1 protein-coding gene is annotated in these 12,193 nt (G+C 72.2%); it reads right to left on the minus strand.

The window, feature by feature from the left end; translation table 11 throughout:
* Positions 1-10: 10 nt before the first annotated feature.
* A complete protein-coding gene (locus ACT2CW_RS05340; protein WP_445515710.1) occupies positions 11-12,190 on the minus strand; it encodes an SDR family NAD(P)-dependent oxidoreductase in 12,180 nt (4,059 codons plus the stop codon).
* Positions 12,191-12,193 lie beyond the last annotated feature (3 nt).

Raw genomic sequence — 12,193 nt, forward strand, 5'->3', positions numbered from 1 at the left:
TCACTCACGATCAAGAGGGCAGTTCCCTGTCGATGAACTCGAACAACTCGTCGTCCGACGCGGAGTCGAGGGCGCCGTCGTCCGCGGCGGGGCGGTGCTCGCCGGTGGCCTCGGCCGGTGTGCCGTCGTTGAGCCGCCACAGCAGCGCCTCCAGGCGCTTCGCCAGCCGGCCGCGGGCCTCGTCGTGGGCGCCGAGCCCCGCCATCGCCGCCTCCAGCCGCTCCAGCTCGTCGAAGGCGGGCGCGGAGGTGTCCGGCTGTGCGGGGCACAGCTGCTCGCGCAATTCGGCGGCGATGGCCGAGGGCGTCGGATGCCTGAAGACGACGGTGGCGGGCAGCCGCAACCCGGTGGCGGCGGCGAGCCGGTTGCGCAGTTCGACACCGGTCAGTGAGTCGAAGCCCAGGTCCTTGAACGGGGTGTCACCGGACACCGCCCCGGCGTCGGTGTGCCCCAGCACCGCCGCGGCCTGCGTGCGCACGAGCGTGAGCAGGATCCGGTGCTGCTCCTCGGCGGGCACCGCCGTGAGCCGGGTGACCAGACCGGCGGCGGGCGCCCCGGTGGCGGCGGTACGACGGGGGGTCGTCCCGCTGTCGAGGAGCGTGCGCAGCAGGGCGGGCAGGGTGTCAGCGGGCCGGGCGGCCAGGGTCCGGAGGTCCAGTTGTACGGCCGCGGGCTGCGGGGCGCCGTGCCAGCATGCGGCGTCCATCAGCCCCAGCGCCCGCGCCCCGGACAGGGCGGCGATGCCGGAGCGGGACATCCTGGCCAGGTCCGCCTCGTCCAGGTGCCCGGTCATACCGCTCGCGTCGGCCCACAGGCCCCAGGCCACCGATACGGCCGGGAGGCCCATGGCCTGGCGGTGGACGGCCAGGGCGTCGCAATAGGCGTTGGCCGCCGCGTAGTTGGCCTGGCCCGGGCTGCCCAGCACGCCTGCGGCCGAGGAGAACATCACGAACATGCCGAGCCGCAGCCGCGCGGTGGCGGCGTGGAGATGGGCCGCGGCCGTGGCCTTGGGCCCCCACACCCGCGCCAGCCGCTCCGGGGTCTGCGAGGTGACCACCGCGTCGTCCAGTACGCCCGCCGCGTGGACGACACCGGTCAGGGGGTGCGCCGGGTCGACGCCCGCGACCAGGTCGTGCACCGCGGCGCCGTCGGTGACGTCCACCGCCTCGATCCGGGCCTCGGCGCCCAGGTCGGCGAGCCGGGCCACCAGTTCCTTCGCCCCTGGCGCCTCGGGGCCGCCGCGGCTCACCAGCAGCAGATGGCGGATGTTCCAGGTGCGGACGAGATGTTCGGCCACCAGAGCGCCGAGGGTGCCGGTGCCGCCGGTGATGAGCACGGTGCCGTCCGGGTCCACCGGGGCGGGGACGTCCAGGACCAGCTTGCCGGTGTGCTTGGCCTGGCTGAGGTGGCGCAGCGCCTCACGCGCCCGGCTGAGCGGCCATGCGTGGACCGGGGGCGGCTCAAGCGCACCGGATGCGAACAACTCGCCCAGTTCGCGGAGCATTTCGCCGATGCGGTCCGGACCGGCGTGGGTGATCAAGTCGTAGGCCCGATACGTCACCCCGGGGTGCTCGGCCGCGATCAGCTCCGGGTCGCGGATGTCGGTCTTGCCCATCTCCAGCAACCGGCCGCCTTCGCGGAGGAGCCTGAGCGAGGCACCGACGAAGGGGCCTGCGAGGCTGTTGAGCACGACATCGACGCCCCGGCCGCCGGTGGCCTCGCGGAACGCCTCCTCGAAGTCAAGATCGCGCGACGAGGCCCGGTGGTCCGCATCGATGCCCATCGCCTCCAGCACCCCGTGCTTCGCCGGGCTCGCCGTCGCGTAGACCTCCGCGCCCAGGTGCCGTGCCATCCGTACGGCGGCCGTTCCCACGCCACCGGTCGCGGCATGGATCAGCACCGACTCCCCGGGGCGCAGCCCGGCGAGGTCCGTTAGTCCGTACCAGGCGGTCAGATAGGCCACCGGTACGGCCGCCGCCTGCCGGAAGCTCCAGCCGTCCGGGATCGGCGCCAGCAACCGCGCGTCGGTGACCGCGAGCGGTCCGAACGACTGGTCGAGGACGCCCATGACGCGGTCGCCCACGGACACGTGGGTCACCTCGGGGCCGATGTCCACCACGACTCCGGCGCCCTCTCCGCCGAGTCCGGTCTGGCCGGGCACCATGCCCAGACTGACCACGACATCACGGAAGTTGACACCGGCGGCGCGTACGGCGATCCGCACCTGGCCCGCGCCCAGCGGCTCCAGCACCTCGGGGCAGGGCACCGGTACGACGTTCTCCAGGGTGGCCGTGCCCGCCGTGTCCAGCCGCCATGCCTCCGGCTGCGCCACGGGGCCCACCAGCCCCGCGCCGCCGGTACCGGCATGGACCAGGCGGGGCACGAGGGCCCGGCCCGCGCGCAGGGCCAGTTGGGGCTCGTCCATCTCCACGGCGCGCGCCACGGCGACGCGGACGGCGTCGGTGAGGGGGGCGGCTTGGGAGTCGGCTTGGGGGTTGACTCGGGAGTCGACTCGGGGGCCGGACTCATCGTCGCGGTCGAGGAGGACGAAGCGTCCGGGGTGCTCCGACTGTGCGCTGCGTACGAGGCCCCATACGGCGGCCGCGGCCAGGTCCACCCGGGCAGTGCTCTCGGGTCCATCGACCGCGACCGCGCCACGCGTGACCACGACCAACCGGGCATCCGCCAGCCGTGGTTCGACCAGCCAGCCCCGTACCAGCTCCAACGCCCGTTCGGTCGTCGACTGCGCCTTGGCCGACGCCTCCTCGGCGCCCTCACGGGTGGGCTTGGTCAGGTCGGCCGGGTCGGTCAGGTCAGTCAGGTCGGCCACGTCGGCCATATCAGTCATATCGGCGAGAACGACGGGCGGTACGGGCTCGTCGTCGGCGAGGGCCGCGACGAGCGCGGCCGGATCCGCGTGGCCACCGGCGCCCAGGACCGCCCAGCCACCGTCCCCGGCCGCCGCCTCTCCGGCCCCGGCCCCGGCCGCGAGCGGCAGGGGGGTCCACTCGACGGTGAACAGGCTGTCCGTGGCGTGGCTAGTGGGGGCCACCGCCGCCCGCAGCTGATCGACGCTCGCGGGCCGCATCGCCACGGAGTCGACGGTCAGCACCGGAGCGCCGACGGCGTCGGCCACGGTCAGCCGCAGTGCGCGCTCGCCCTCGGCGGTCTCCTGGTGGGGAGAGAGGCGTACCCGGACCGTGGTCGCGCCGGCCGCCCACAACGTCACACCGTTCCAGGCGAATGGCAGCCAGACCCGGCCATCGGTGGGTTCGTCGCCGTTCGTCCCGGTGTCATCGTGCGTGTCGAGCTGGTCGATCAGCAGCGCGGGATGCAACGCGGCGTCCAGCAGCGCCGGGTGGATGCCGAATCCGGTCTGCTCCCCGGCGGCTTCTGGCAGGACCACCTCCGCGCATACGTCGGACCCGTCCCGCCACACGGCCCGCAGCCCCTGGAAGGACGGCCCGTAGGCATAGCCCGAGGCCGCGACCCGGTCGTAGAACCCGTCGACGCCGAGCGGTGCCGCACCGGCCGGAGGCCACGCCCCGCCCAGCCCCGGCGCCTCGTGGGAACGGTCCGGGGGCGGGCTCAGCACACCCTCCGCATGGCAGATCCAGCCCGCGCCGGAGTCTCCTTCACCGGCGGCGGGCCGGGAGTACACCCGCGCGTCACGGCGCCCGTCCTCGGCGGCCTCGCCCACGACGACCTGCACCCGCAGCCCGCCCGACGGCGGCAAGACGAGTGGCACATGCAGCGCCAGCTCGTCCACACCGCCACAGCCGACCTCATCGGCCGCCCGCAGCACCCACTCGGCCAGCGCAGCGCCGGGGACCAACACCGCGTCCGCCACCACATGCTCACCCAGCCATGTGTGCGTACGCGCCGAAATCCGGCCCGTCAGCACATGGCCACGGCCATCGGCGAGCTCCACAGCGGCGCCAAGCAGCGGATGCCCGGCGGAGACCAGCCCCAGGTCGGCCGGGTCGCCGGCGCGTCCGCCGTGGCCGTCGAGCCAGTAGCGCTCGCGCTGGAACGCGTAGGTGGGCAGGGCGACCACGCGGGGGGCCGGGGAGCTCGGGTACAGGGTGGTCCAGTCGACGTCGACCCCGGCGGTGAACGCCTGGCCGAGCGAGTGGAGGAGCTGGGCTAGGCCGCCGTGATCACGGCGCAGGGTAGGCACGGTAACGGCCGGGAGCTCGGCCTCCTCGAAAGTCTCCTGGAGACCGAGGGTGAGTACGGGATGGGTGCTGGCCTCGATGAACACCCGATGCCCGTCCGCCAGGAGCGCCTGAACGGCATCGGTGAACCGCACCCGCTCACGAAGATTCCGTACCCAGTAGTCCGTATCCAGGACGGAGCCGTCGACCCGGCCACCGGCCACGGTCGAGTAGAACGCCGTGCCCGAACCGGACGCATCGAGCGGACGGATGCCCTCCAGCATCCGCATCAACTCATCGCGGATCTGGTCCACTTGAGGTCCGTGCGAGGCATAGTCCACCTCGATCAACCGGGCCCGCTCCCCCGCGTCCTGGCACGCGGCCACGACAGCGGCCACCTGCTCCGGCGGACCCGACACCACCGTGGAGGAAGGGCCGTTCACCGCTGCCACGCCTACGCCCCCGGCCTGGCCCCCCAGGTCGGACAGCAGCTGCCCCGCCCGCTCCTCACCCACACCAAGCGACGCCATCGCCCCACCACCGGCCAGCTGCCGCAACGCCTTACTCCGCAACGCCACAACCCTGGCCCCGTCCTCCAACGACAGCACACCAGCAACCACAGCCGCCGCAATCTCACCCTGGCTGTGGCCCACCACCGCCGCAGCACGTACGCCATATCCGGCCCACACCGCAGCCAACGACACCATCACCGCCCACAACACCGGCTGCACCACATCCACCCGCGCCAGATCCGCCGCATCCTCCGCACCGCGCAGCACATCCGTGAGCGACCAGTCCACGTAGGGCGCCAGCGCCCGCTCACACTCCGCCACCCGCGCCGCGAACACCGGCGACACCCCAAGCAGCTCCGCACCCATCCCCACCCACTGCGAACCCTGACCGGGGAAGACCAGCACCGGGCCGACGTCTCCCGTCAGCGCCGCCGCACCCGACCGCACCACACCCGGATGCGACGCATCCCCCGCCAACGCCTCCACGGCGGCCAACAGCTCCACGCGGTCATCGCCCACCACCACCGCCCGATGCTCAAACACCGACCGCGTGGTGACCAACGACCACCCCACATCGACGGGCGAGAGCTCGGACGCGCCGCCCACCCGCTCGGCCAGGGCGGCGGCCTGGCCGCGCAGCGCCTCCGCGCTCCGCGCGGAAAGCACCCACGCGACCGTGCCCATGTCGGAGGGGACTGCCTCGGCCTCCGGCCGGTCCGCCACAGGAGCCTGTTCGAGGATCACATGGGCGTTGGTGCCGGAGGCGCCGAACGAGGACACACCGGCCCGGCGCGGTCGCTCGCCGTTCGGCCACTCCACCGGCTCGGTCAGCAGCCGCACCGCACCGCTCCCCCAGTCCACATGCGGGCTCGGCTCATCGATGTGCAACGAGGCGGGCAGCATTCCATGGCGCATGGCCTGCACCATCTTGATGACACCGGCGACACCCGCCGCCGCCTGCGTATGCCCGATGTTGGACTTGATCGAGCCCAGCAGCAGCGGCCGCTCGGCGGGGCGTTCCTGACCGTACGTGGCCAGGAGCGCCTGCGCCTCGATCGGATCGCCCAGCGTCGTACCCGTACCGTGCGCCTCCACCGCATCGACATCCGATGCCGACAGCCCGGCGCTCGCCAGGGCCTGGCGGATCACCCGCTGCTGCGACGGACCGTTCGGCGCCGTCAACCCATTGGACGCGCCGTCCTGGTTGACCGCCGAACCACGGATCACCGCCAGGACGTCGTGGCCGTTGCGGCGGGCGTCCGACAGCCGCTCCAGCAGCAGAACGCCTACGCCCTCGCCCCAGCCGGTGCCATCGGCCGCCGCCGCGAAGGGCTTGCAGCGGCCATCGGGGGCCAAGCCGCGCTGACGGGAGAAACCGGTGAAGACATCCGGGGTGGCCATCACCGTGACGCCACCGGCGAGGGCCAGGGTGCACTCCCCCTGCCGCAACGCCTGCGCCGCCAGATGCATCGCCACCAGCGACGACGAACACGCCGTATCCACCGTCACCGCCGGACCCTCGAACCCCAGCGTGTACGCCACCCGACCCGAGACCACACTGCCCGAACCCGCGAGCATCGCATAGCCCTCGAGCTTCACATCCGAGCCACCGCCGCTGAGCCCGGCGGCATAGTCGTGGTACATCACGCCCGCGTAGACCCCGGTCGGGCTCCCCTTCAACGACACCGGATCGATCCCAGCCCGCTCCAGCACCTCCCACGACGCCTCCAACAGCAACCGCTGCTGCGGATCCGTCGCCAGCGCCTCCCGCGGATTGATCCCGAAGAACGCCGCATCGAAGGCGTCGGCGTCATGGAGGAAGGCACCCTCGTTGGCATAGCTGGTGCCCGGGTGATCGGGGTCCGGATGGAACAGTCCGTCCAGGTCCCAGCCCCGGCCGGTGGGAAACTCCCCGATCACGTCCTTCCCCGAGGCGACCAGGTCCCACAGCTCCTCCGGCGAGTTCGCGCCTCCCGGGAAACGGCAGGTCATGCCGATGATCGCGATCGGATCGTCCGCGTCGGCCCTCGTGGCGAGGGGAGCACTTGAGCCCGCGGTCTCGCCGGTCAGCCGAGTGCACAGATACTCCGCCAACACCCGAGGCGTCGGATAGTCGAACACCAACGTCGCCGGCAACCGCAACCCCGTCACCACCGACAACCGATTACGCAACTCCACCGCCGTCAACGAATCAAAACCCAACTCCTTGAACGCCGCATCCACCCGCACCTCACCCAACGAACCAAACCCCAACACCGCCGCCACACCACCCCGCACCACATCCACCACCACACCCAACCGACCCGCCGCATCCAACCCCACCAACTCAGCCACCAACCCCGAAGCCGACGCACCACCCTCCGCCGCCCGCCGCCGAACACGGCCCGACACCAACCCCCGCAACACCGCCGGAAGATCCTCACCAGCCACCCCGGCCGGGTCGAAGTCCACGGCCACCATCAGCGGGTTCGCGCACCGGCACGCGGCATCCAGCAGGGCCAGCCCGCGCTCGGACGCCAACGGCCTCATTCCGCGCAGCCGCGTCAGATCCGCCTGACCCACATGCCCGGTCATCTCGCTGGCCTGCGCCCACAGCCCCCAAGCGAGGGAAATCCCGTGCAGCCCCAGCGCCCGTCGATGGGCAACCAGTGCGTCGACAAAGGCGTTGGCCGCCGCGTATCCGGCCTGACCCGCGTTGCCCACGACTCCGGCGGCCGAGGAGAACATCACAAACATGCGGAGCGGAAGATCCGCCGTGGCGGTGTGCAGATGTGCGGCCGCCGTGGCCTTCGCCGCCCACACCCGCGCCACCTGTTCCCGCGTCTGCGAGGTGACCACCGCGTCATCCAGCAGCCCCGCCGCATGAATGACACCGGTCAGCGGATGTGCCGAGTCGACACCGGCCACGGCGTCCGCCACCGCGTCGGCGTCCGTGACATCCACTGCCGCGATCCGCACCTGTGCGCCCAGGTCGCGCAGCTGCTCGGCCAACTCCGGTGCGCCGGGCGCGTCCGAGCCACGTCGGCTGACCAGGACCAGATGCTTGACCTGCCACGTACGTACGAGATGCTCGGCCACCAGACCGCCCAGCAGACCCGTACCACCGGTGATCAGCACCGTGCCGTCCGGGTCGAGCCCAGCGGGGGTCAGCCCGCCGGAGTCCGTCTCGTCGGCAGTGTCGGTGACACGCGCGCGCATCAGCCGGGGCACCAGCAGCCGTCCGGTGCGCAGCGCCACCTGTGGCTCATCCGCGCGTACGGCACGGACCACGGCATCCGCCACCTCATCCGCGGTCGGATCGGTGGCCTGGTGGAGGTCGAGGAGGACGAACCGGTCCGGATGCTCCGCCTGCGCACTCCGCAGCAGACCCCACAGCCCCGCGGCGGCCGCGTTCGGCTCTCCGTCGCCGGAATCCCCGCCTACGTCAGGGTCGCCGGTCGACACCGCGCCGCGTGTCACCACCACCAACCGGGCATCGGCCAGCCGGGGTTCGGCCAGCCACCCCTGCGCCAACTCCAGCGCATGGCCGACGGCCGCCAAGCCATCAGCCGCCCTGGCCACGGCTCCGGCCTCCGCGGAACCACCGTCGGCGGGCAGGTAGGTGACGGCGAACGCGGGAGGTGGCGTGCCGTCGTCGAGCGCGGCGACCAGCGCTTCGAGACCCGGATGGCACACCACTCCCCTGCCGAGGGGTCCGGGCTTCCCGGCCAGGTGCAGCGCGTCCTCGCCCAGTACGGCCCAACCCATGGTGTCGGAGGCATCCGCGTCCGGCGCGTCGGGCATCGGGATCCAGTCCAGCGTGAACAGCCCATCGACGCCATGTCCGCCCATGGATCGCAGCTGACGGGGGTCGGCGGGGCGCATCGTCAGCGATTCGACCGTGAGCACCGGGGCGCCCATGGCATCGGCCACGACCACCCTCAACCCGCGCTCACCCGCCGTACCGTCCTGATGGGGCGAGAGCCGGACCCGGACGGTGGTCGCCTCCGTGGCCCACAACGACACACCGTTCCAGGCGAACGGCAGCCGCATCCCCCCATCGTCGGCCGACTCGATGTCGGCGGCGAGCAGCATGGGATGCAGGGCGGCGTCGAGCAGCGCCGGATGGATGCCGAACCCCTCCGCGTCCCCGGCCGCCTCGGGCAGCGCCACCTCGGCCAGCAGGTCCGCACCGTCCCGCCACACAGCGCGCACCCCTTGGAACGACGGCCCGTACGCATAGCCGACCGCCGCGGCGTGCTCGTAGAAGTTCTCGACGTCCATGGGCTTCGCGCCCTCGGGAGGCCAGACTCCCACCGGCTCCTCGGCCGCGCTCGGCGCGGCAGACGCCGCTGACGGGGTCAGGACGCCCTCCGCGTGGGTCACCCAGTCCGGATCGGCGCCGGGCCCGGCATCGCGGTCGGGCCGGGAGTGCACCCGCACCTCGCGCCGCCCGTCCTCGGCGGCCCCGCCCACCACGATCTGCACCCGCAGCCCACCCGACTCCGGCAGCACCAACGGCATGTGCAGCGCCAGTTCCTCGATGCCGCCACAGCCCGCCTCATCGGCCGCCCGCAACGCCCACTCCACCAACGCCGCACCCGGCATCAGCGACGCTCCGGCCACCACATGGTCACCGAGCCAGCCGTCACCGCCGGTGGCCGACACCCGTCCGGTCAGCACCAGCCCGCCATCGGCGAGACCCACCGCTGCCCGCAACAACGGATGCTCCACCCGCTGCAACCCCGCGGCACCCACATCACCGACCCCGCCGGTGGCGGTGGCCCAGTACCGCTGGCGCTGGAAGGCGTACGTGGGCAGATCGACCATACGAGGGGTGGGGTCACCCGGGAACGCGGCCTTCCAGTCGACGTCGACCCCGGCGGTGAACGCCTGGCCGAGCGAGTGGAGAAGCTGAGCCTGGCCGCCGTGATCGCGACGCAGGGTGGGCACGGTAACGGCCGGGATCTCGGCTTCCTCGAAGGTCTCCTGGAGGCCGAGGGTGAGCACGGGGTGGGTGCTGGCCTCGATGAACACCCGATGCCCGTCCGCCAGAAGCGCCTGAACGGCATCGGTGAACCGCACACGCTCACGGAGATTGGTCACCCAGTAGGCGGCGTCCAAGTCGGTGGTGACGGCGCGGCCGCCAGTCACGGTCGAGTAGAAGGCCGTCCCCGAGCCGGAGGCATCGAGCGGACGGATGCCCTCCAGCACCCGCATCAACTCATCGCGGATCCCCTCAACTTGAGGTCCGTGCGAGGCATAGTCCACTTCGATCAGCCGCGCCCGCTCCCCCGCGTCCTGGCACGCGGCCACGACAGCGGCCACCTGCTCCGGCGGACCCGACACCACCGTGGAGGAAGGGCCGTTCACCGCTGCCACGCCTACGCCAACGGCCTGGTCTCCCAGGTCGGACAGCAGTTGCCCCGCCCGCTCCTCACCCACACCGAGCGACGCCATCGCCCCACCACCAGCCAACCGCCGCAACGCCTTGCTCCGCAACGCCACAACCTTCGCACCGTCCTCCAACGACAGCGCACCCGCGACAACAGCAGCCGCGATCTCACCCTGACTATGACCCACCACCGCCGCAGGACGTACGCCATATCCGGCCCACACCGCCGCCAACGACACCATCACCGCCCACAACACCGGCTGCACCACATCCACCCGCGCCAGATCCGCCGCATCCTCCGCACCGCGCAGCACATCCGTGAGCGACCAGTCCACGTAGGGCGCCAGCGCCCGCTCACACTCCGCCACCCGCGCCGCGAACACCGGCGACACCCCAAGCAGCTCCGCACCCATCCCCACCCACTGCGAACCCTGACCGGGGAAGACCAATACCGGACCGACGTCCCCGGTCAGCGCCGCCGCACCCGACCGCACCACACCCGGATGCGACGCATCCCCCGCCAACGCCTCCACGGCCGCCACCAACTCCGCGCGGTCATCCCCCACCACCACCGCCCGATGCTCAAACACCGACCGCGTGGTGACCAACGACCACCCCACATCGACGGGCGACAGCTCAGACGCGCCCCCCACCCGCTCAGCCAACGCCGCAGCCTGCCCCCGCAACGCCTCCGCACTCCGCCCCGACACCACCCACGGCACCACCCCACCCACCACAGACGACACCGCCGCCACATCCTCCTCAGGAGCCTGCTCCACAATCACATGCGCATTGGTGCCGCTGATCCCGAAGGACGACACACCGGCCCGGCGCGGGCGCTCACCGTTCGGCCACTCCACCGGCTCGGTCAGCAGCCGTACACCGCCGCCGTCCCACTCCACATGGGGTGTCAGCTCCTCGGCATGGAGGGTGGCCGGGAGCACGCCGTGCCGCAGGGCCATCACCATCTTGATGACACCGGCCACCCCTGCCGCGCCCTGCGTATGCCCGATGTTGGACTTCAGCGAGCCGAGCCACAGCGGCCGGTCCTCCGGCCGGTCCCGGCCGTATGTGGCGATCAGCGCGTCGGCTTCGATCGGGTCGCCCAGCTTGGTGCCCGTACCGTGCGCTTCCACCGCGTCCACCTCGGACGGGGCGAGCCGGGCGCTGGCGAGTGCCTGGCGGATGACTCGCTGCTGGGAGGGGCCGTTCGGCGCGGTGAAGCCGTTGCTGGCGCCGTCCTGGTTGATGGCCGAGCCCCGGACGACCGCGAGTACCCGATGACCGTTGCGCCGGGCGTCGGACAGCCGCTCCAGCAGCACCAGACCGACGCCTTCGCCCCATCCCGTTCCGTCGGCGTTCGCCGAGAACGCCTTGCACCGCCCGTCCGGGGACAGCCCGCGCTGCCGGGAGAAGCCGGTGAACACCTCGGGGGTGGTCATCACCGTCACCCCGCCGGCCAGGGCCAGGGCGCACTCCTCCTGCCGCAGCGCCTGGCAGGCCAGATGGATCGCGACCAGGGAGGACGAGCAGGCCGTCTCCACCGTGACGGCCGGTCCCTCCAGGCCGAGGGTGTACGACACCCGGCCCGACAGCAGACTGGGTGCGTTGCCCGCGTATCCCTCGGATCCCTTCTGCGGAAGGTCACCCGATGTGGTGCCGCCGGTGGTGGCCGTCCCGGCGTAGACGCCCGTACGGGAGCCCTTGAGGGACACCGGGTCGATTCCCGCCCGTTCGCACGCCTCCCAGGCGGTTTCCAGCAACAGTCGCTGCTGGGGGCTGGTGGCGAGCGCCTCGCGCGGGCTGATGCCGAAGAACCGCGGGTCGAAACGGTCGGCGTCGTAGAGGAACCCGCCCCGGCGGACATAGGTGGTGCCGGGGTGGTCCGGGTCCGGGTGATAGAGGCTGTCGAGGTCCCAGCCGCGGTCGGTGGGGAAGTCCCCGATGGCGTCGACACCGCCCGCGACCAGGCGCCACAGGTCCTCGGGCGTGTTCACCCCGCCCGGGAACCGGCAGGCGATGCTCACGACCGCGATCGGCTCCTGGTATCGCTCCTCCACCTCACGCAGACGCAGGCGCGTATCGTGCAGATCCGCGGAAACGCGCTTGAGATACTCGACCAGCTTCTCTTCATTCACGTTCACCATGAG

The sequence above is a fragment of the Streptomyces sp. NEAU-174 genome (genome assembly GCF_052665095.1).

Excerpts from the sequence above, each read along its gene's own strand:
- ACT2CW_RS05340 (WP_445515710.1), bottom strand. The coding sequence starts at position 12,190 with ATGGTGAACGTGAATGAAGAGAAGCTGGTCGAGTATCTCAAGCGCGTT.